Origin of the sequence: Flavobacterium algoris, from assembly GCF_048158525.1 — a bacterium.
GTDB lineage: Bacteria > Bacteroidota > Bacteroidia > Flavobacteriales > Flavobacteriaceae > Flavobacterium > Flavobacterium algoris.
Genome location: NZ_JBLNKT010000001.1, coordinates 53009 through 73587 on the forward strand (window position 1 = coordinate 53009; position 20579 = coordinate 73587).

General features: G+C 35.3%; 21 protein-coding genes and 1 pseudogene. 15 read left to right on the forward strand and 7 right to left on the reverse strand.

The features are described 5' to 3' along the window. Positions 1-38: 38 nt before the first annotated feature. The 6 genes from ACM55I_RS00195 to metG all read right to left on the reverse strand — a co-directional run bounded on the left by ACM55I_RS00195 (position 39) and on the right by metG (position 6554). Positions 39-557 (reverse strand): ferritin, encoded by a 519-nt coding sequence (locus ACM55I_RS00195; protein WP_416844780.1) that lies wholly within the window; start codon positions 555-557, stop codon positions 39-41. A 39-nt stretch (positions 558-596) separates the two neighbouring features. Continuing rightward, positions 597-1226, reverse strand: coding sequence for a CatA-like O-acetyltransferase (locus ACM55I_RS00200; protein ID WP_416844781.1), 630 nt, complete (start codon positions 1224-1226; stop codon positions 597-599). Between the two features lie 217 nt (positions 1227-1443). Then, complete coding sequence (locus ACM55I_RS00205; protein WP_416844782.1) at positions 1444-2700, reverse strand: OmpA family protein; 1257 nt, start codon at positions 2698-2700, stop codon at positions 1444-1446. A gap of 289 nt (positions 2701-2989) precedes the next feature. Next, on the reverse strand, positions 2990-3676 hold the full coding sequence (locus ACM55I_RS00210) for an HAD family hydrolase (protein ID WP_416844783.1): 687 nt from the start codon (positions 3674-3676) through the stop codon (positions 2990-2992). Between the two features lie 62 nt (positions 3677-3738). Continuing rightward, entirely contained in the window at positions 3739-4326 is a 588-nt protein-coding gene (locus ACM55I_RS00215; protein WP_416844784.1) for a transposase, read from the reverse strand. A gap of 167 nt (positions 4327-4493) precedes the next feature. After that, positions 4494-6554, reverse strand: a complete 2061-nt coding sequence (gene metG, locus ACM55I_RS00220) for a methionine--tRNA ligase (protein WP_416844785.1) — start codon at positions 6552-6554, stop codon at positions 4494-4496. Positions 6555-7139: 585 nt separating this feature from the next. Between metG and ACM55I_RS00225 the strand changes: the two genes are divergently transcribed. From ACM55I_RS00225 to ACM55I_RS00280, 12 genes are all read left to right on the forward strand, one after another. Then, entirely contained in the window at positions 7140-7289 is a 150-nt protein-coding gene (locus tag ACM55I_RS00225) for a hypothetical protein (protein WP_416844786.1), read from the forward strand. 131 nt (positions 7290-7420) lie between these two features. Further along, on the forward strand, positions 7421-7960 hold the full coding sequence (locus tag ACM55I_RS00230) for a DMP19 family protein (protein WP_416844787.1): 540 nt from the start codon (positions 7421-7423) through the stop codon (positions 7958-7960). Positions 7961-8203: 243 nt separating this feature from the next. Continuing rightward, a complete protein-coding gene (gene serS, locus ACM55I_RS00235; protein WP_416844788.1) occupies positions 8204-9475 on the forward strand; it encodes a serine--tRNA ligase in 1272 nt (423 codons plus the stop codon). 177 nt (positions 9476-9652) lie between these two features. After that, on the forward strand, positions 9653-11425 hold the full coding sequence (locus ACM55I_RS00240; protein ID WP_416844789.1) for a tetratricopeptide repeat protein: 1773 nt from the start codon (positions 9653-9655) through the stop codon (positions 11423-11425). A gap of 63 nt (positions 11426-11488) precedes the next feature. Continuing rightward, entirely contained in the window at positions 11489-11800 is a 312-nt protein-coding gene (locus tag ACM55I_RS00245) for a DUF4286 family protein (protein ID WP_416844790.1), read from the forward strand. A 161-nt stretch (positions 11801-11961) separates the two neighbouring features. Next, on the forward strand, positions 11962-12492 hold the full coding sequence (locus ACM55I_RS00250; RefSeq protein ID WP_416844791.1) for an ORF6N domain-containing protein: 531 nt from the start codon (positions 11962-11964) through the stop codon (positions 12490-12492). Between the two features lie 85 nt (positions 12493-12577). Beyond that, a complete protein-coding gene (gene rsmA / locus ACM55I_RS00255) occupies positions 12578-13357 on the forward strand; it encodes a 16S rRNA (adenine(1518)-N(6)/adenine(1519)-N(6))-dimethyltransferase RsmA (protein WP_416844792.1) in 780 nt (259 codons plus the stop codon). Beyond that, the gene (gene mgtE, locus ACM55I_RS00260) at positions 13347-14696 is read left to right on the forward strand and encodes a magnesium transporter (protein WP_416844793.1); all 1350 of its coding nucleotides are present in this window, start codon (positions 13347-13349) and stop codon (positions 14694-14696) included. Before rsmA ends, mgtE begins: the two co-directional genes overlap by 11 nt. Positions 14697-14905: 209 nt before the next feature. Continuing rightward, positions 14906-15682 (forward strand): pyrroline-5-carboxylate reductase, encoded by a 777-nt coding sequence (gene proC, locus ACM55I_RS00265; protein ID WP_416844794.1) that lies wholly within the window; start codon positions 14906-14908, stop codon positions 15680-15682. Between the two features lie 481 nt (positions 15683-16163). Beyond that, complete coding sequence (locus ACM55I_RS00270; RefSeq protein ID WP_416844795.1) at positions 16164-16412, forward strand: hypothetical protein; 249 nt, start codon at positions 16164-16166, stop codon at positions 16410-16412. A gap of 4 nt (positions 16413-16416) precedes the next feature. Further along, positions 16417-16935 carry a hypothetical protein gene (locus tag ACM55I_RS00275; RefSeq protein ID WP_416844796.1) on the forward strand — a complete coding sequence of 173 codons (519 nt, stop codon included), beginning with the start codon at positions 16417-16419 and terminating at the stop codon, positions 16933-16935. Positions 16936-17109: 174 nt separating this feature from the next. Beyond that, positions 17110-17490, forward strand: a complete 381-nt coding sequence (locus ACM55I_RS00280; protein WP_416844797.1) for a Dabb family protein — start codon at positions 17110-17112, stop codon at positions 17488-17490. Positions 17491-17588: 98 nt separating this feature from the next. On the opposite strand, the gene nhaA is transcribed toward ACM55I_RS00280, so the two are convergent. After that, entirely contained in the window at positions 17589-18761 is a 1173-nt protein-coding gene (gene nhaA / locus ACM55I_RS00285; RefSeq protein ID WP_416844798.1) for a Na+/H+ antiporter NhaA, read from the reverse strand. 122 nt (positions 18762-18883) lie between these two features. On the opposite strand from nhaA, the pseudogene ACM55I_RS00290 reads away from it, so the two are divergent. The 3 genes and pseudogenes from ACM55I_RS00290 to ACM55I_RS00300 all read left to right on the forward strand — a co-directional run. Continuing rightward, positions 18884-19822 (forward strand): annotated as a pseudogene (locus ACM55I_RS00290) (2-hydroxyacid dehydrogenase); the annotation flags it as partial. Between the two features lie 45 nt (positions 19823-19867). After that, the gene (locus tag ACM55I_RS00295) at positions 19868-20233 is read left to right on the forward strand and encodes a VOC family protein (protein ID WP_416844924.1); all 366 of its coding nucleotides are present in this window, start codon (positions 19868-19870) and stop codon (positions 20231-20233) included. Between the two features lie 47 nt (positions 20234-20280). Next, positions 20281-20562 (forward strand): TM2 domain-containing protein, encoded by a 282-nt coding sequence (locus ACM55I_RS00300; RefSeq protein ID WP_039108240.1) that lies wholly within the window; start codon positions 20281-20283, stop codon positions 20560-20562. Positions 20563-20579 lie beyond the last annotated feature (17 nt).

Here is a 20579-nt window from a genome sequence, read left to right on the forward strand (position 1 = left end):
TCAAGTTATATTATTTATAGATTCTAAAGTGTGTTTGATTATTTAGAATCTTTGGAGGTAGCACTTTTTAAAGTCATTTGTTGAATATCTCTGTCAAACAAATACAAACCACCTTTGTCATCGCCAATTAGATTTATCTTATCTAAAATAAGTTTAGCTTGGGCTTCTTCTTCAATTTGTTCAGCAACATACCATTGTAAAAAGTTATGTGTGGCATAATCTTTTTCTGAAAACGAAATGTGAACGAGTTCGTTAATTGATTCAGAAACAAAAATTTCGTGTTTGTAAAGTTCTTCAAACATTTGCTTGAATGTTTCATAGCTAATTTTTGGAGCTTTTAATTCGCTTACTCTTGCATGGCCGCCTCTTTCATTTATATACCGGACCAGTTTAAGCATGTGTGCCCGTTCTTCATCAGATTGGGCATACATAAATTTTGAAATTCCTTCCAAACCATGAGTCTCTGACCAAGAAGCCATAGAAAGATAGGTTTGGGATGATTCAGCTTCAATGCGAATCTGATGATTCAACGCGAGTTCTATATTTTTTGATAGCATGGCAGTAAGTTTTAAGTAAAGTTACAAAAAATACTTAATTTACTGATTCATAATCTCTTGAAAATAATCTACAAATTGACCTACATGCAAACCATCCATTAGTCCGTGATGCACATGGACAGACATAGACATAGTTCTTTTTCCGTTTTGGGCAACAATCATTTTTCCAAAGGAAATTTTTGGGCAACTGTCCGGAAACGTATAACTTCTGGCATGGGATAAAGAAGTGAAATTAAGCCAAGGAATTGCCGAAAAATGGATCACGTTATCCTCTTCAAATGTTCGGGTGAAAAGTCCTGTTGTATTTTGTATCCGTTCAATCTCCGCCGAAGCAGTAGCTTTAAAAATAGTGAAATCAGCATTATATTCCATCAAAGAAAATCCAAAACTGCCATCTTCACGACCAATGGTAGCGGAACCATTAATTTGGTCACAAACGTATATTTTATCATCCGAAATTCTATAGCGAAACGATTCGATTGCATTAACTGCAACTAATGTTTTGTGTAAGTAATAGATAAAAAAGGAAGCATCCAGCGCTTTTGCAGTTTCATAGGCTTTGGTACAATCAATTTCGACAGTTGCACCAAAAAAAGGTTCTTCAAATTGTCTAAAAAAATGAAAATGGGTCTTCCTGTTCCAGTTCTCAATATCTAAAAGTATTTTCAAGATTTTCGAATTTTATTTATTTGTCAAAAGTACAGCTATTCTTTTGAACCTTAAATTCATTTTTATTTAATCTTTTTTGTAAATAAATAAAAAATGGATGTTTGTAATGCTGCGATATTAAAAAAAAATATTTTCTGATAAAATACAGAATATTAGAAATAAAAAAAGGCCCTAAAAGAAATTTCTTTTAGGGCCTTTTGGAAATAAAAAACTAAACTTATTTTACTCTGAAAGTAACTCTTCTAACTAATCTTCTTGCATTTTCTGAATCGATATCTACTGAAGTGTCTTCACCAGCAGCAACAACATTCAATCTTGATGCATCAATATTAGCTTTTACTAAAGTGTTTTTCACATTGTTCGCTCTTGCATTAGATAATTTATCATTGTATGCAGATCTTCCAACTTCGTCAGCATGACCAACAATATCAATTGTGGCAGTAGGATTGTTTCTCAAGTATGTTAACATGAAATCAGTACCTTCTGTAGAAACATTAGTTGGAGTAGATTTATTGAAATCAAAATAAACTGCAACATAACCACCGTTGATTAAGCTTCTAATCAATTCGTTGTTTGTTAAAAGCGGAGAATTATTAGTAGTGCTACCATAATTTTTCAAGATATATGCTTCTGTTTCATCAGGAACATTATTGTTGTTTTTATCAATTGATCTTCCTTTAGTATCAACCATAGCTCCTGCCGGTGTATTAGCTTCTTCATCTAAATAATCAGCTACACCATCCTTATCAGTGTCTAGCATTTTATTTTCAATAGCCATAAACCTGGCGTCAATTGCATCAAAGCGGCCTTCATTATCGATTACCCAGTCAGCATGTTTTACATTTTTACCTAAGTAAACTGCTAAACCTACAGTACCATTAAAAAGAATTCCTGAAAATCCTCTTGAAGCACGAGTACTGGCAGCATCAAAAGTAGCATCTTGTGCAGCATTAAGGATTGTTGTGAAATCTCCTGTTAAAGCAATTCTGTCAGATAATCTGATTTGACCGGTTACACCAGCCATAAAATTACCCATTCTATCTTTCAAAGCTGAATTTTGATCTTCTAATTGTGCTAAACCAAAACCTGCATGACCCAATAAACCAATTGTTTTAGTCCAAGTTTCAAAGTTCATAATTCTTCCTAAGTTAGCAACAGCTTGAATATCTGCTCTGTAATATTTAGTGTCAAAATCTTTAGAATTGTTTTTTCCTTGAAAACTGTTGTAGCCAAAATCAGCTTTCAAACCAAATTTGTTGTTAAACATGTATCGAACACCTAGATCGACAACATAAGGACTTGGTGTTGATGTAAAATAACCAGAAGTCATTGGTCTTTGTGGTTTGTTAACACCACCGGCTAATTCAATAGACCATTTGTTAAAGCCATCTTCTGTGCTTTTTACAGGTTCTGTTTGAGCACTCATAGTGGTCATTGCCGATGCAAAAACTAACGTAAGTATGATTTTTTTCATAATTTTATTATTTAAATTCCAGACAAAACTACAGCACAAAGTTTGATAAGAAATTTTAAACAGTGAATTATGAAAGTATTCCTTTTAATTCTGTAAATAACAGCCTTAAATAGGCTTTTTAACGGTGATTTGGGAGTTTTTAAGAAAAATTTTGAAAGATTTTTTTTCTAAATGCGTATCGTTTTCCAGTTGAAAAGACTTTGATTAAAGATTTATTAGGCCAAGAATAGTTAATAAATGACCTAATAAATCTTTAATTTTGTGATTGTCTCTAAGGAGATTGATTGCTTTATTCTAATCGTTTTAAAACATCAGTTATTTTTTCAAAAGCACTAAAGTTTTCATGTTCTATTGTATGGTCGATTTTCTCATGTGCCCATGTCGTGTGAAACGGAATATGAACGGCGTGTCCGCCAATGGCTAAAACCGGTAAAACATCCGATTTTAAGGAATTTCCAATCATGAAAAATTCGGAAGGTTCTATCTCTAAACGTTTAATCAAATCAGAATAATCTACTTCCTGCTTGTCTGACATCACTTCGATATGATGAAAATAATGACCTAAACCGGAATTATGCAGTTTTCTGCGTTGGTCTAATAAATCCCCTTTGGTGGCAACGACCAATTTGTATTTTCCGTGTAAAGTTTCCAACGTTTCTTCCACACCATCCAATAGAACAATCGGTTTTTCCAGTAATTCTTTTCCGTATTGAATGATTTTTTCAATGATTTCTATAGGAAGTGTATGGTTTGAAATAGTCATTGCTGCTTCAATCATAGAAAGAATATAGCCTTTGATTCCGTAACCGTACAATCTTAAATTGTCGATTTCTACTTTGAATAATTCTTTGGAAATTCCTTGATGCGATAAATAATCTTCCATCAAACCACAGAATTTCTTCTCAGTTTCATCAAAATAGGTTTCGTTGATCCATAAGGTATCATCGGCGTCGAAAGCAATTACTTTTAGGCTCATAAAATGGTATGTTTTTTTGGTATAATACAAAAGCTATTTCTGAATATAATCTTACAACTAGTCTAGTTGTAAAATTTGTCTTCTTTCCACAGTTCAGGATTGGTTTCTATATAATTTTGTATTCTCTCAAATGATTCGGAATCACGAATAATATGATCATGAAAACGTGCTTGCAATTCAAAATCAGCATGCATAAAATGTGCGTTTTTGGTTAATGCCGATTTGTATGAACGAATTATGGTTGAAATTGTACCCGATTTAGGTGAAATCTCCGCCATCAGTTCCTTTTTATTGATGTTTTCTGTCGTATTCACGGTAGAGATGTTGCATTGCAACGTCTCTACAATGTCATCAACGATAATCTGTTTATTAATTATCAATATTCCATGAATGTGATTCGGCATAATGGTATAATTTCCCAATTCAACAAATGGGAAATGGTTTGGTATTTCAGCCCAAAATGGCTCAGCTAATTTTTCGATTTCATTCAACTGCATTTCATTCTCGTCTGCAACAGAAATAATTTCACCAAAAAAATGTTCCCTATTTTGGGCACAAATCGTAATAAAATAGGCGCCGTTATTTCCATAATCCCAATTTTTAAATCGGGCAGAGGGTATGCGGTATTTATTTTGAAATTTGTTATTCATATTATTTTCGTTCGGATTTATCGGTAGAGACGTTGCATTGCAACGTCTCCTGTATGTTGATGATAACGAATATAATATTTTTTATATAATTTCTGAATGGTTCTTGGTTAAAACAGATAGAGACGTTGCATTGCAACGTCTCTAAGTAATCGTTGATATATGAATGTTTAATTTATCGTCTCTCCATTCGCAACGCCATCCGTATCTGGATTCACAAAAACCAGTTTTCCTTCAGCATTCGTAGTCATCAAAATCATTCCTTGACTTTCCACGCCGCGAAGGTTTCTTGGAGCTAAATTCACTAAAACAGTTACTCTTTTCCCTACAATATCTTCTGGTTTGAAACTCTCAGCAATTCCTGAAACGATGGTGCGCACGTCAATTCCGGTATCCACTTTCAAAATCAAAAGCTTGTTTGCCTTCGGCATTTTTTCTGCTTCTAGAATCGTTCCTGTACGGATATCCATTTTGGCAAAATCCTCAAATTGAATTGCTTCTTTCTGGGGTTCTGCTTTTTTATTTTCGGCAGTGTTGGCAGTTTTAGTTGCTTCCAGTTTGTCTATTTGTTTTTGGATTTCCTCGTCTTCAATTTTAGCAAAAAGCAATTCAGCTTCGCCAATTTGGTGTCCAGCCGGAATCAAATCAGAATTTTGAGCAATAGTATTCCAGTTCAACGGATTTTCTATTTTTAGAATTCTTGATAATTTTTTTGCTGTAAATGGTAGGAAAGGTTCGCAAAGAGAACTCAATGCAGCAGCAATTTGCAAGGCCACATACATTTGTGTTTGCACGCGCTCCGGATTGTCTTTGATAACTTTCCAAGGCTCTTCATCCGCCAAATATTTGTTTCCTAAACGCGCCACATTCATCAATTCGCTCAACGCTTCACGGAATCTGTAACGCTCCACAGAACTTGAAATCACCGCTGGATAGGCTTTCAATTCGGTTAAAGTAGCTTCATCCACTTCCGAAAGTTCATTCGGTTGCGGAACAATTCCGTTGTAATATTTATTGGTTAAAACCACCACACGATTAATGAAATTCCCGTAAATCGCTACTAATTCATTGTTATTTCTTGCCTGAAAATCTTTCCAGGTAAAGTCATTGTCCTTCGTTTCCGGCGCATTTGAGGTCAACGCATAACGCAAAACATCTTGCTGATTTGGGAATTCTTCCAAATATTCATGCAACCAAACCGCCCAGTTTTTAGAAGTCGACAATTTATTTCCTTCCAAGTTCAAGAACTCGTTCGCAGGCACATTGTCTGGTAAAATATAACTTCCTTCAGCTTTCAACATCGCAGGGAAAATGATGCAATGGAAAACGATATTGTCTTTCCCAATGAAGTGAACCAGTTTCGTATCTTTATCTTTCCAGTACGGTTCCCAATCTTTTCCTTCGCGCAAAGCCCATTCTTTCGTGGATGAAATGTAGCCAATCGGCGCGTCAAACCACACGTATAATTTTTTCCCCTCAGCACCTTCAACCGGAACATCAATTCCCCAATCCAAGTCGCGAGTTACCGCACGAGGTTCTAAACCGCCATCAATCCACGATTTTACTTGTCCGTACACATTCGGTTTCCAGTCATTTTTATGTCCAACGAGAATCCATTCTTTCAAGAAATCTTCATAACGATCCAAAGGCAAAAACCAGTGTTTCGTAGATTTCAAAATAGGAGTTTCTCCTGTAATTGTCGATTTTGGATTAATCAAATCCGTAGCATTCAGCGTCGAACCGCATTTTTCACATTGGTCGCCATAGGCTTCTTCGTTGCCACATTTTGGGCAAGTCCCCACTACAAAACGGTCTGCCAAGAATTGATCTGCTTTTGCATCATACAATTGCTCGGTCACTTCCTCAATAAAATCACCTTTATCATACAGTTTTCTAAAAAATTCCGAAGCCGTATCATGATGAATTTTAGCCGAAGTTCTAGAATAATTATCAAACGAAATTCCAAAATCAGAGAACGATTTACGGATTATTCCATCATATTTATCGATTACTTCCTGTGGCGTAATGCCTTCTTTTTTGGCTTTCATCGAAATCGCCACGCCGTGTTCGTCACTTCCGCAAACAAACAAAACATCTCTTCCCTGCAATCTTAAATATCTGGAATATATATCAGAAGGCACGTAAACACCCGCCAAATGGCCTATGTGAATCGGTCCGTTCGTATAAGGCAATGCCGCTGTAATGGTATATCTTTTTGGATTCTGTATCATGATTCAATTTTATTGAGTGCAAAAATAAGTTTTTTTATGATAGCGACGAAGGGATGATAGGGACAAGTCGTGACTTGTCTGTACTTATGAGAAATTGTTTGTGTTTTTTGGAGGTTTTAGGAGCTATTTCCCGCTATCCGTTGCAATCTTTTTCAACGCTGTCAGGGTTTTGAACCCTGACAGCGTTTAGAAAAAGGATTTTCACTGCTATCGGGGCTAGGGATTTGGGTTTTCGATGAATTTTTGTCAATAATTTAATAGGTGTCGTTCCTACGGAACTTTATTCCTTTTATTTTATTTCCAACGGATTAAAATCCGTTGCTACAATATGAATCGTTCCTATGGAACTTTTACGCACCTGTAAGAGCCGTAGGCTCGGCAAATATTGTAGGGATGGATTTTAATCCGTCCACTCATAAAGTGCCGTAGGTACGGACAATGTTTACAATCAAATTTATAGGAAAATGATGAAGAACAACGTAAAGGTCTGAGCGAAATGCAAGTTCTTACTGTGTGATTCCTTTTTCCGCGTTTTACGATCCGTTTATTTATATTTGTAGCCGTAAATAAAGTAGCGTATAAATCATGCCAAAAGGACCCGAAAAAAACACCAAAAATAAGGCTTTACATACCAAATTGCTCAATCGGAAAAACACTAAACTTCAAGAAGAGAAAAAAGCACAAGCCTTACGTTTGAAAGCTTTGGTTACAAAAATGAATCAGAAAAAAGAGTAGTGACGAATCTGATGACACTTGCTAACGTTAATCAATCTGTGCGAATCTGTGTAATCTGTGGCTAAAAAAAAACATTTCGATTCTTCACTATTTTACTCGAAATTTGCTGCAAATATTCAAACACAAAACCTATGGAATTCGGTAGAATAATTATTTCAGAAACGGCAATGATCAGTGAAAACCTTCAAGATGTGATTCACTCCAATATTTCGGTAATCAACTTAATGCGCGAAGAAGGTATTAATGATGATTTGATTCACGAAGATGCTATAATGAGTTATTATTTAGATTATTATACGTCTCAATATACCGAAGGAAATTTTGCGCAGTTTGTCTATAATTCGAGTTGGGATAAAGAATTAAACGAATTGATAGAAGAAGGTTTAGCATTAATTGGCGCCGAAAAGCATTTGGAATTGTTCCAACAACAATCCAAAAAAGTAAAATTAATGAGTAGCGTAAAACTCAATAAATTCCTGAAAGGGAAATTGGAAGGTGTAAATCCAATCCGAGATTTGCTCAACAACGACACTTTTTTCGAAATTGAAGAAAATCTGGTTACTTTGAATGCTGCTTTTCTTAAAACACACCCCGATTTCGAAGCCCTTTCTGTAGATGACATGTTTGCTGCCTTGGAAGAATTTGTGGGACACGAGATTAAAAGAGAATAAAAAAGTTAGCCACGAATTTCACGAATTTTCACTAATTGCATTGCTTTTTAAAATTGAATTTCACGAATTCTATGTATTTTAGGAATTCGTGAAATTAAAACAGATTGTTATTAGTGAAAATTAGTGAAATTTGTGGCTAAAAATTTCAAACACGAATACCCAAAAACTTTCCCGCATTTCTATCAAACATTTCCTTAAATTTGCTTCCATTATTATAAAAGTTAGCGTTAAAAAAATCAAGCTATGTTACAAATCGCATTTATTAGAGAGAATCAAGAAAAAGTAATCACCGCTTTGGCAAAGAGAAACATCGATGCTGCAAGTGTTGTTGAAGAAGTGGTACAACTGGACGAAAAACGTCGCGCTACACAAGTAGAGTTAGACAACATTTTATCCGAATCTAATAAATTATCCAAAGACATTGGCGAATTAATGAAAGCTGGAGAGAAAGCTAAAGCCGCAATTCTAAAAGAAAAAACCGTTTTAAATAAAGAGAAAAGCAAAGCTTTAGCCGAAACTGCTGATGCACTTGCCGCAGCACTTTTAGAGAAATTATATACGCTGCCCAATCTTCCGGCTGATATTGTTCCTGTTGGAAAAACGCCAGAGGAAAACCTAAACGTTTTTGAAGAAGGAGAGATTCCAGTTTTACATGAAGGCGCACAACCGCATTGGGAATTGGTAAAAAAATACGACATCATCGATTTTGAACTTGGAGTAAAAATCGCGGGTGCAGGATTTCCGGTTTATAAAGGAAAAGGAGCGAAGTTACAACGCGCCTTGATCAATTATTTCTTAGATAAAAATACGGCAGCGGGGTACAACGAAGTTCAGGTTCCGCACATGGTAAATGAAGCATCGGCTTATGGAACGGGGCAATTGCCGGACAAAGAAGGGCAAATGTACCATGATAAAACCGACGATTTGTACTTGATTCCAACGGCGGAGGTTCCGGTGACGAATTTGTTCCGTGACGTGATCTTAAACGAAAATGAATTACCCGTTTTAACTACGGCTTACACGCCGTGTTTCCGTAGAGAAGCAGGTTCTTATGGCGCTCACGTACGTGGATTGAACCGTTTGCATCAATTTGACAAAGTGGAAATCGTTCGTGTAGAACATCCGGATAAATCATACGAAGCTTTGGACGGAATGGTGGAACACGTTAAAAATATTCTTCAGGAATTGAAATTGCCCTACAGAATATTGCGACTTTGTGGCGGCGATATGGGATTCACGGCTGCTTTGACATATGATTTCGAAGTGTTTTCTACCGCGCAAGATCGTTGGTTAGAAATCAGTTCAGTTTCTAATTTTGAGACTTTTCAAGCAAATCGTTTGAAATTGCGTTTCAAAGACAAAGATGGAAAAAACCAATTGGCACATACCTTAAACGGAAGTTCATTGGCTTTACCAAGAGTTTTGGCTGGAATTTTAGAAAATTACCAAACTCCGGAAGGAATCGTAATTCCAGAAGTTTTACGTCCGTATTGTGGGTTTGATATTATTGACTAAAATCAAAAAAATTGAACCATATAAGTAATTTAAGATCACATAAGTGTTCTGTGAAAAAATCAACGGACAACGTTGGATTTTAAAACACAAGGAAAAAAACACTAATCTTAAATGTCCTTAAATTCCTTATATGGTTTATAAAAATTGATGTTTGACGAAACAAATTGCAATTAAAAAATGAAAAAAATATTTCTATATATAAATCTGTTTTTTTCATTGGTTTGTTTTTCTCAAAACGAACAATTGGCGCAGTATTATTATGATAAAGGCGATTTTGAAAAAGCCAAAATCAGTTATGAAGAGTTACTGGAAAACCTACCCCAAAACACACAGTATTTTTTAAGAACCATTGACTGTTACCAACAATTACAGCAATTTTCTGTTGCTGAAAAAGCAATATTGGACCGATTAGACAAATACAAACAGGGGAGTCTTCTGGTCGAATTGGGATACAATTACCAGTTGCAAAAAAATGATGTCAAAGCCAAAATTTACTACGAGCAAGCATTAGACAGAATCAAAAAAAATCCAAATGAAGTGTACGGTATTTCCAATTCTTTTGAGAGAAAAGTGTTGTTGGAATATGCCTTGAAATCGTATCAAACCGCAACAGAATTAGAAGCTAATTTCAATTATCAAATCGGATTGCTTTATGGTCAATTAGGCAATCAGGAAATGATGATTAATACCTTTCTGAATGAAGCCTATGCGAATCCCCAAAATTCGATACAAATTCAAAATCAACTGTCTCGTTTTATGGTGGATGAGGGCGATGCCAATTTTAGTGAAATATTGCGAAAAGCATTAATTATTAGAGCTCAAAAAAATCAAGATATTTTTTGGAATCGTTATTTGAGTTGGTATTATGTGCAACAAAAAGAATTTGAAAAAGCATTTATCCAAGAAAAAGCGATTTATAAACGCGATCCGGAATCGCTTTCTAATATTGTGAATTTAGGGCAACTCGCTATTGAAGAAGACAATCAAGAAGCGGCCAAAGAAATCCTTGGTTTTGTTTTGGAAAACACAAAAGATTTAGAACTGTTGATTCAGGCGAATTCCTATTTGATTAAAATGAAAATAGAAAAAGCGCAAGAAAAAGAGTATGCTGCCATCAATACGGAATTAGACGGTTTGTTGAAACAATTTGAAATAAGTCCTTTTACCTTATCTTTGCAGCTGATTCAGGCGCATTTTGTAGCTTTCAATTTAAAAAAACCGGAGGAAGGAAAGGCAATAGTTAAGAAAGCACTCGAATTACAGTTGAACGATTACGAAGTGGCTCAGGCCAAAATGGAATTGGCCGATATTTTGCTTTACGAAGAAAAATTTAATCAGGCTTTGATCTATTATTCGCAGATAGAATTGGATTTAAAAAATGATATAGTGGCGCATGAAGCGAGTTTGAAAGCTGCCAAAACGAGTTATTTCAAAACAGACTTTGTATGGGCTTTGAAACAATTCAAGGAATTGAAATCAGCGAATACACAACTGATTGCCAATGATGCTTTGGAATATTTTCTTTTGATCAATGACAATACCGTTGCCGATTCGACACAAACGGCTTTGAAACAGTTTGCAAAAGGAGATTATCTTTTATATCAAAACAGGAATCAGGAAGCGGTAACGCAGTTTCAAATGATTCTAAAAAATTATAAAGGAGAGGAAATAGAAGCGGTGACGTTGTTGCGTTTGGGTAAAATTTATGAAAAACTGGGTGATTTTACTTTGGCTTTAAGCCAATATCAAGCTATTATTGACAAGCACAGCGACGGAATTTACATTGACGAAGCCTTATATTTCTCGGCAGAAATTTATAACAAAAAGTTACAACAGCCCGAAAAGGCAAAACCATTATACGAAAAGATAATTTTCAGTCACGAAGACAGTATCTATTTTGTGGAAGCCCGAAAGAAATTCAGGCAATTGCGAGGCGATACGAATTTATAAATACTGTTTAATCGGTTAATTGTTTTAACCGATTAAACAAATCAACGATTAAATAGTTAAGAAATGATAATATACAACGTTACCACAAACATACATGAAAGCGTTCACGATCAATGGATGATTTGGATGCAACACAAACACATTCCCGAAATTTTGGCTACTGGGAAATTTTCCTCGGCAAGAATGGTGCGGGTTTTAATTGAAGAAGAAATGGGCGGAGTGACTTATTCTGTTCAATACACTACGGATAGCAAAGAAACTTTGGAGAAATATTATCAGGAAGATGCGCCCGCTTTTCGCGAAGAAGGAGTGAAATTGTTTGGAGACAAAATGCTTGCTTTTAGAACCGAGCTGGAATTGATTTCAGATTTCTAGAGTCATTGCGAGAAACGAAGCAATCACACTCAGGGTTTCGTTTTGAATCAAAATCTTGAAGTCGCAATTTGCGATATCAAGTTGAATTTATAATAAAGCATAAAAATTGGAGGTCGCAAATTGTGACCTCCAATTCTGAAATAACATAAAAATTTCATTTTATGAGCGATAAAATTTCAATAATACCGGATGACACCGTTATCAGTAAGATTTATTTCATTAGAAATCAAAAAGTAATGATAGATCGTGATTTGGCATTGCTTTACGGGGTTGAGACTAAAAGATTAAAAGAGCAAGTTAAAAGAAATATCGATAGATTTCCTATTGATTTTATGTTTGTTTTGTCTAAAGATGAGTTTGAGAATTGGAGGTCGCAAATTGCGACCTCCAATTCTGAAAACATGGGTTTGCGTTATGCGCCGATGGCTTTTACAGAACATGGAGTATTAATGTTATCGAGTGTTTTGAATAGTGAAAAAGCAATTCAAACCAACATTCAGATTATGAGAATATTTACAAAAACCAGACAAATGCTCTCCGATAATTCTGATTTACGCATTGATTTTGAAATAATGAAAAAGAAAATTGAAAATCAAGGAAAAAACATAGAACTCGTTTTTCAATATGTAGATGAACTTATGGAAAAGAAAGAAATCACTCCAGAACGAAAAAAGATAGGATATAAGAAATAGTTAACAATATTCAGTTTGCGATAATTTTCTGGATATTAAAAAAACATAAAAACACTTTGCGCCTTCGTGGCAAAAAACAAATAAAATGGAAAAAGTAAAAGCCAAAAAACACCTCGGACAACATTTCTTGAAAGACGAAAGCATTGCAAAAGACATTGCTGACACGTTGAACTTAGAAGGATATGATGATGTATTAGAAATAGGTCCGGGAATGGGAGTTTTGACAAAGTATTTGTTGGACAAGCCAATCAATACGTATGTGATAGAAATCGATACCGAATCCGTGACATATTTAGATGAAAATTATCCAAAATTAAAGGATAAGATTATCTCTAAAGATTTCCTGAAATATAACATCAACGAGATTTTCGAAGGAAAGCAATTCGCTATAATAGGGAATTTCCCGTATAATATTTCGACTCAAATTGTATTTCGCGCATTAGAATACCGCAATCAGATTCCTGAATTTGCAGGTATGTTCCAAAAAGAAGTGGCACAACGTATTTGCGAAAAAAAGGGAACCAAAGCGTATGGAATTCTGTCGGTTTTAGTTCAGGCTTTTTATAATGCCGAATATCTATTTACGGTAGACGAGAATGTATTTATTCCGCCACCAAAAGTAAAATCGGGAGTGTTGCGTTTGCGCAGAAAAAAAGATTACAGTTTGCCTTGCGGAGAAAAATTGTTTTTCACTGTGGTCAAAACGGCTTTTCAACAACGCAGAAAGACCTTGCGAAACAGTTTAAAAACCTTAAATTTGTCCGATGGTTTAAGAGAAGATAAAGTTTTTGATCTTCGACCAGAGCAATTAAATGTAGAACAGTTCATAGAACTTACTCAAAAAATAGAAGCCGATGGAGTTTAAAATCAGCAAAGCGCTAATCCAGGAATTAGAGCAACACATTGTTAATAAAAATGATAAGGAATTAGAATCCTTACTCAATGACATGCACCATGCTGATATTGCCGAGATTCTTGACGAGCTTGATTTTGACGAAGCAACCTACATTTTTAAAGTATTAGACAGTGAAAAAACGGCAGAGATTCTTCTTGAACTAGAAGATGATTTGCGGGAGAATATATTAAGCAGGCTTTCGCCAAAAGAGATTGCCGAAGAATTAGATGAATTAGAGACGAATGATGCTGCCGATATTATTGCCGAACTTTCGCAAGAGATTAAAGCAGAAGTAATATCAGAACTTCAAGATGTCGAGCATGCCAAGGATATCGTTGACTTATTGCGATATGATGAGGATACAGCAGGTGGAATTATGCACAAAGAGTTGGTTAAGGTCAATGAAAATTGGAACGTACTGACTTGTGTAAAAGAAATGCGAATCCAGGCCGAAAATATCTCTCGGGTGCATTCTATTTATGTGGTAGATGATGAAGACCGATTAAAAGGACGTTTGTCGCTTAAGGATTTATTGACGACTTCCACCAGAACGGCGATAAGTGATGTGTACATTCGGAAACTGAATTCGGTGAATGTAGATACCGAAGATGTTGAGGTGGCGAGAATCATGCAGAAATACGATTTAGAAGCCATTCCTGTCATTGATGAACTGGGGCGACTTGTAGGCCGAATCACCATTGATGATATTATAGATGTAATCAAGGACGAAGCCGACAAAGATTACCAAATGGCTGCGGGTATTACCCAAGATGTTGAAACAAATGACAGTATTTACGAGCATACCAAAGCGCGTTTGCCTTGGTTGTTAATCGGTATGTTTATTGAACTTATTGCATCTTATGTTATTAAAGGTAATGAAGCCACTTCCCAAAAATTTTACACACTAATTATTTTTATGCCGTTACTTTCAGCAACAGCAGGAAATATTGGGGTACAAGCATCGGCAATTATTGTCCAAGGTTTGGCAAATGGTACTTTAAAAGAATTTAGCCGTAATTATTTCAGCAAAGAAATTTCGGTAGCAATGATTTCCGGGACTATAATAGCACTGTTGGTATTGGGTTATCATACGTTTATGTATGGACAATTCCAGGTGGGAATGGCGATTTCCATATCCATTGTTGTAGTCATATTATTTGCCGCCATTTTAGGAACTTTGGTGCCACTTTTCCTGCACAAAAACAATATCGATCCAGCCATTGCGACAGGGCCTTTTATTACAACAACAAATGATGTTTTTGGAATTATGATTTACTTCGGAATTGCCAATCTCATTTTAGGATTTTAATTAAAATAAGCATAAGAAAGTCCCGTAAAATGAACCATTAAAAACGGCACACGGATGACACAGATTAAACAGATTAACACGGATTTTAATTCATGAAAATAATTTGTTATTAAGAATATAATCAAAAGACATAAAAATTATAAGAAACACTTTCCATATCGGCTCCCTCTCCTTTGGAGAGGGTCGGGGAGAGTAAAACCACAACCAGCATGAAAGTACACATAATTGGCGGAGGAAACTTAGGCGTAGCTATCGCAAAAGGATTATCAAAATTTTCGCAAGGAAATCAAATCACCGTAACCAGAAGAAATACAGCGAGCATTCTTTATTTAGAGCAACTGGGCGTAACAGTTTCTTCAGATAACACGCATCAAATTCAAGAGGCGGATATTATCATTTTGACTATAAAACCGTATCAGGTAGATACCGTTTTGGCCGAAATTCTTCCGGTGATTTCTAATAAGGTAATCGCTTCGGCAGTGAGTGGATTGTCAATAGAAAATTTACAAAATAAGATAGGCGATGGGAATAGCGCCGTACGAATCATGCCGAATATCGCATCACAATTTGGTGCTTCGGCAACGTGTATCGCGTTTCATGAAAAAAACAAAGAGAAAGCACAAAACACAGTGGCTCTTTTCAAAGATTTAGGAACAGCTCCTATTATAGACGAAAAATTGATGGATGCAGCAACCGTTCTTGCGGCCAGTGGAACTGCTTTTGCGTTGCGTTATATTCGTGCTTCGATGCAAGCCGGAATCGAAATAGGATTTGACTGGCAAACTGCACTAGCTATTTCGGCACAAACCGTAAAAGGCGCTGCCGAAATGATCATGGAAGAACAAATACATCCAGAACAATTAATTGACCGTGTAACCACACCACAAGGCTGTACCATTGCGGGATTGAACGAAATGGAAATGCACGGATTCAGTTCGTCATTGATACGAGGAATCAAAACTTCTTTGAAACAAATCAAGGGATAAACGTCATTTGGGCGTGCCCCCAATAAAAAAAAGGGTCTTCTTCAGCGTAACTGTTGAGAAGACCCTTTTTTTTGATTGAAGATTTTTGATTAGCGATTTTTGATTTTTTGATTTGAAAACCGAATAAAATCGCTAAAATGAACAATCTTAGATTCCACATAAAATCTGAAATCAAAAATCGTTAATCTTCATTCTTAAATCTATTTTTTTATTTTTTTTACCCAAATGAGGAAAGCCGTAAAGTAGTGTGTTTTGTTCTTGATAGATTTGTTGGAGAAATTATTTTGTTTAAAACACGAGTTAGTTTTTACGTCAAACAGGTGCAGTTAAAATACGTTTTATTGCAAAATTAGTTTTATGTAAGTAAAGCCACTAGTTTTAGTAGAGAGTGAATAAACTCTATTTATAGCGCAAAGCTAAAAGTTAGCGGTAAGCTTACCGTAGAATTCTAGAACTTAACGTAACAATAATTATTCAAAAAATGAGAGGAATAGTAAAGAAAATTAATCCAAAAAATGGATATTTTGCCATAGAAATCGAAAGAAATTTATATTCAATTTTTGAAATGTTATCATCTAATAGCATTGATATTGGAGATATTATTACCGGTCAACTCCAAGAATGGGGAGAGGCAATTTTGACAAATGAGTCAAAAGCTGAAACAATTAATGGAATTATACAAAACTATGACTGTACAGAACAACAACTAAAACAGCAACTCAAATTTTAAATTTATGGAACAGAAACAAAATAATTGGTATGATAAAACTTGGCTGGTCTTATTACTTTGCTTTATCTTTTTCCCAATTGGATTATTTGCTCTTTGGAAAAATTCAACCATTTCTAAAAGTTGGAAAATTGGAGTTACAACAATAATTACTATTCTGCTTATTGTAAGTCTAGCTGATGATAAAGAAACTTCTAATGAAAAAGTAAAAGAAAATAATGAAACGGAAGTTGTATTTGAAAAAAGTGAAAGTAAAACAGAAAACAAAGGAAATGTAACTGCATTAGAAGAAATAAAAAAAGAACCAAAAGTAAAAGAAGCAATGATTACTGATGCAAATGTTCTTTATGTAAGTGTTGAAGATGATGGTACAAATCGAAATGGATTTGCTCAATATTTATGTGAAATATTAAATGAACATAAAGCAACTATTAAATGGGTAAAAGTTGTAAAAGTTAATTCAATTAACGACCCAAATAGTGATAATTCTTACGGAGTTTTATTAGGTGAATCAAGCTGTAATTAATAAAGGCGTCTTTTACATCCCGCTCCACAAAGCCTTCGTCGTTTATGCTGCGAAAACGTCTCTGACTTTACGCCCACAACAAGAATCAAATAAAGCAAGTAGCAATTTACAATAGCGTCAGTCTCCCTGCAAAATCAACTCAAATAATTCGTACATTTCGAAAAAAAAACTACCATGAAAAAACTATTGCTACTAACCCTTATTTTACTTTCAACCTATACCATAAACGCCCAGCAAGACAAACATAAACAAGTGCTGCGACATGTAGTTATGTTTGGATGGAAAGAAGGAACGGATGCAGCCTATATCACGAAAGTGGTAACCGCTTTGAGCGATTTAAAGCATAAAATTCCAACCATTAAATCATTTGAATGGGGAACCAATAATAGTCCTGAAAATTTGAATAAGGGTTTGACACATTGCTTTATACTTACATTCAGCAGCGAAAGTGATAGAGATGCCTATCTTATTCATCCAGATCACAAAGCTTTTGTAGCGCTGTTAAATCCTGCTCCTGAGAAAGTCACAGTGTTTGATTATTGGGCTAATAAGTAAAGCTCTTTTAGCTTAAATAGTTCAGTTACAATCCTAGTTTTCAATAAAAAAGGGTGTTTAGTTGTAAAGCTAAACACCCTTTTTTATTGGAGAATCAATTAAATGATTGGTTTAATCTTTATTTTTTTGATTGGAGTTTTCAGAGTATATTTCAACCAAAGAAAACCAGCTGTTCCGGCTATAAAGGAAGCAACGAGAATTGCAATTTTAGAATAGGTAATTACTTCTTCACCGTCATTTTTAAAGGCAAGCAGCGTTATAAATATAGACATGGTAAAACCAATTCCGCCGAGCATTCCTGCACCAATAATAGTTTTCCATTGTAAATCTTTGGGCAAAACGCAAATCCCCAAGGTGACGCCTAAAAAAGAGAAAAGCCAAATTCCGAGTGGTTTTCCAATCACAAGTCCTAATATGATTCCTATTGTGTTGGGATGGTTCAGTCCTTCATGCCAATTGGAATCTATCGCTATACACGTATTGGCGATTGCGAACAACGGCAAGATAAAAAAGGCAACGGGTTTGTGTAAAAAATGCTGAATTTTATAAGACGATGTTTTTTTGCTTCCATCGCCAAACGGAATTACAAAAGCCAATAAAACACCAGTTATAGTGGCATGCACTCCAGAATTAAGCATGAAATACCACATAGCAACACCACCAATTAAGTACGGGAATAAACTATGAACTTTCATTCGATTCAGAATAAATAAACCACCAAGAATAGCTAAGGCTATAAATAAATTTATAAAAGCAATTGTTGCCGTGTAGAATATGGCAATGACAATTATGGCACCCAAATCATCAATTACCGCTAAGGCAGTTAGAAATACCTTAAGCGATGCAGGAACACGATTTCCTAATAAGGATAAAATACCAATGGCAAAAGCAATGTCCGTAGCCATGGGGATTCCGGCTCCGTTTTGTGTAATAGTTCCAAAATTTAATGCTAAAAAGATTCCGGCAGGAACAAGCATACCGCCTAAAGCGCCAAAAATAGGCAACGCAGCATTCTTGATACTGGACAATTCACCCTGATAAATTTCACGTTCCAGTTCTAAACCAATTAACAGGAAAAAGATAGTCATCAGTCCGTCATTAATCCAATGTGTAATGGAATGATGACCCAATTGGGTTTCCCAAAAAGCAATATATTCCGTTTGAAAAGGGGAATTAGCAAGACAAAGAGAAAGAATGGTTACAAAGAGTAAAAGTAATCCTCCCGCTTTTTCACTTTCAAAGAATTCCTTGAATGTTTTTGTTAATTTCATTTTTTGAATTTTATTACTATTGAATTCAGGAGATGAATCTCCAGAATAGAAAGAATGCTAATTTACACATTTGGGAACTATTTTTTTGTTAATTTGGGGTACTAAAACTTAGAAACTTTTTTATGGATATTAAAATCCTTCATATCGATAGCAATAATCCATTACTTTGGGATCAATTGCAAAATGCCGGTTTTATAAATCACAGTGATTTCAAATCATCCAAAGAAGAAATTGAAGCTAAAATTCAAGATTATCAGGGGATTGTTATTCGGAGTCGATTTAAAATTGATAAAACATTCTTGGATAAAGCCACCAATTTGCAATTTATAGCACGCGTAGGAGCGGGTTTAGAAAGTATCGATTGTGAATATGCAACATCCAAAAACATCACGCTTATCGCTGCTCCGGAAGGAAACAGGAATGCTGTTGCCGAGCATACTTTAGGGATGATTTTGTCACTTTTCAATAAATTGAATGAAGCCGATAGCGAGATACGGTCCGGTCACTGGAACAGGGAAAGCAACCGCGGTCATGAACTCGACGGGAAAACGGTGGGGATTATTGGTTATGGAAATATGGGCAAATCATTTGCCAAAAAACTCCGTGGTTTTGATGTGGAAGTCCTGTGTTATGATATTCAGGAAAATGTAGGAGACAGCAATGCCAAGCAAGTTACATTGGAAGAATTTCAGCAAAAAGTGGATGTGGTAAGCCTTCATATTCCGTGGACTCCTGAAACTGATAAAATGGTTGATGCTGATTTTATCAATGGGTTTACCAAATCCTTTTGGATTATAAATACCTCTCGTGGCAAGAATATTGTCACTGCCGATTTAGTTTCGGCGATGGAGTCCGGTAAAATACTTGGAGCCGGTTTAGATGTTTTGGAATATGAGAAATTGTCTTTTGAAACCCTTTTTCAAGATAAAAATACGCCGGAGGCTTTCCAGTATTTGTTGCAAGCGAAGAATGTGATTCTTTCACCACATATTGCCGGATGGACATTCGAAAGTCATGAACGATTGGCACAAGTGATTGTAGATAAGATTAAAACAAAATATTTTGGTCAAGCCAAAGTTAATAAGGAGGAAAAACGGGTTACCGGAATTGGCGGTTTTTTCTTCAAATCAAAGAATCCAAAAGAACTGGTGGCTTGGTACGGAAAACACTTGGGTTTGAAAACCGATGATTATGGTGCTACTTTTTGGTGGAAAGATAAAGATGGGAATGATTGTTCTACCCAATGGTCGCCGTTTGCTGACGACTCGACTTATTTTGCGCCAAGCGAAAAACAATTCTTGCAAAATTTCAGAGTGGATGATTTAGAAAATTTGTTAAAAAAATTATCGGAGGAAGGTGTAACAATTGTGGGTGATATGGAGTCTTATGAGTATGGAAAATTTGGTTGGATTCTGGATATCGAAGGAAATAAAATAGAACTATGGGAGCCAATTGATAAAGTATTTCAATAATTTTTATATTTTTAATCACTGAAAAACAACCTTATAACAATTAATTTATGGAAAATTCAAAGCATGAAGAATGGAATAATCCACGACCAGTTTATCAAGACAATAAAAAAATAGCGGCGGGACTTCTTGCTATTCTTTTAGGACCTTTAGGAATTCATAAATTCCTTTTAGGTTATACTAATGAAGGTATTATATGGTTGGTAATTAGTTTGTGTACTTGCGGGACAGTAACAGGTGTATTGGGTTTGATTGAGGGAATAATATATTTAACAAAATCAGATGAAGAGTTTTATCAAACCTATCAGGTTGGTAAAAAAGCTTGGTTTTAAAGCATAAAAAATCCCGA

Coding starts and splice junctions, on each gene's coding strand:
- ACM55I_RS00230 (WP_416844787.1), top strand. CDS start 7,421: ATGGAATTCGGTAGAATAATTATTTCAGAAACGGCAATGATCAGTGAA.
- ACM55I_RS00215 (WP_416844784.1), bottom strand. CDS start 4,326: ATGAATAACAAATTTCAAAATAAATACCGCATACCCTCTGCCCGATTT.
- nhaA (WP_416844798.1), bottom strand. CDS start 18,761: ATGAAATTAACAAAAACATTCAAGGAATTCTTTGAAAGTGAAAAAGCG.
- serS (WP_416844788.1), top strand. CDS start 8,204: ATGTTACAAATCGCATTTATTAGAGAGAATCAAGAAAAAGTAATCACC.
- metG (WP_416844785.1), bottom strand. CDS start 6,554: ATGATACAGAATCCAAAAAGATATACCATTACAGCGGCATTGCCTTAT.
- ACM55I_RS00270 (WP_416844795.1), top strand. CDS start 16,164: ATGAGAGGAATAGTAAAGAAAATTAATCCAAAAAATGGATATTTTGCC.
- proC (WP_416844794.1), top strand. CDS start 14,906: ATGAAAGTACACATAATTGGCGGAGGAAACTTAGGCGTAGCTATCGCA.
- ACM55I_RS00275 (WP_416844796.1), top strand. CDS start 16,417: ATGGAACAGAAACAAAATAATTGGTATGATAAAACTTGGCTGGTCTTA.
- ACM55I_RS00245 (WP_416844790.1), top strand. CDS start 11,489: ATGATAATATACAACGTTACCACAAACATACATGAAAGCGTTCACGAT.
- ACM55I_RS00250 (WP_416844791.1), top strand. CDS start 11,962: ATGAGCGATAAAATTTCAATAATACCGGATGACACCGTTATCAGTAAG.
- ACM55I_RS00300 (WP_039108240.1), top strand. CDS start 20,281: ATGGAAAATTCAAAGCATGAAGAATGGAATAATCCACGACCAGTTTAT.
- ACM55I_RS00205 (WP_416844782.1), bottom strand. CDS start 2,700: ATGAAAAAAATCATACTTACGTTAGTTTTTGCATCGGCAATGACCACT.
- ACM55I_RS00280 (WP_416844797.1), top strand. CDS start 17,110: ATGAAAAAACTATTGCTACTAACCCTTATTTTACTTTCAACCTATACC.
- ACM55I_RS00240 (WP_416844789.1), top strand. CDS start 9,653: ATGAAAAAAATATTTCTATATATAAATCTGTTTTTTTCATTGGTTTGT.
- ACM55I_RS00210 (WP_416844783.1), bottom strand. CDS start 3,676: ATGAGCCTAAAAGTAATTGCTTTCGACGCCGATGATACCTTATGGATC.
- mgtE (WP_416844793.1), top strand. CDS start 13,347: ATGGAGTTTAAAATCAGCAAAGCGCTAATCCAGGAATTAGAGCAACAC.
- rsmA (WP_416844792.1), top strand. CDS start 12,578: ATGGAAAAAGTAAAAGCCAAAAAACACCTCGGACAACATTTCTTGAAA.
- ACM55I_RS00195 (WP_416844780.1), bottom strand. CDS start 557: ATGCTATCAAAAAATATAGAACTCGCGTTGAATCATCAGATTCGCATT.
- ACM55I_RS00225 (WP_416844786.1), top strand. CDS start 7,140: ATGCCAAAAGGACCCGAAAAAAACACCAAAAATAAGGCTTTACATACC.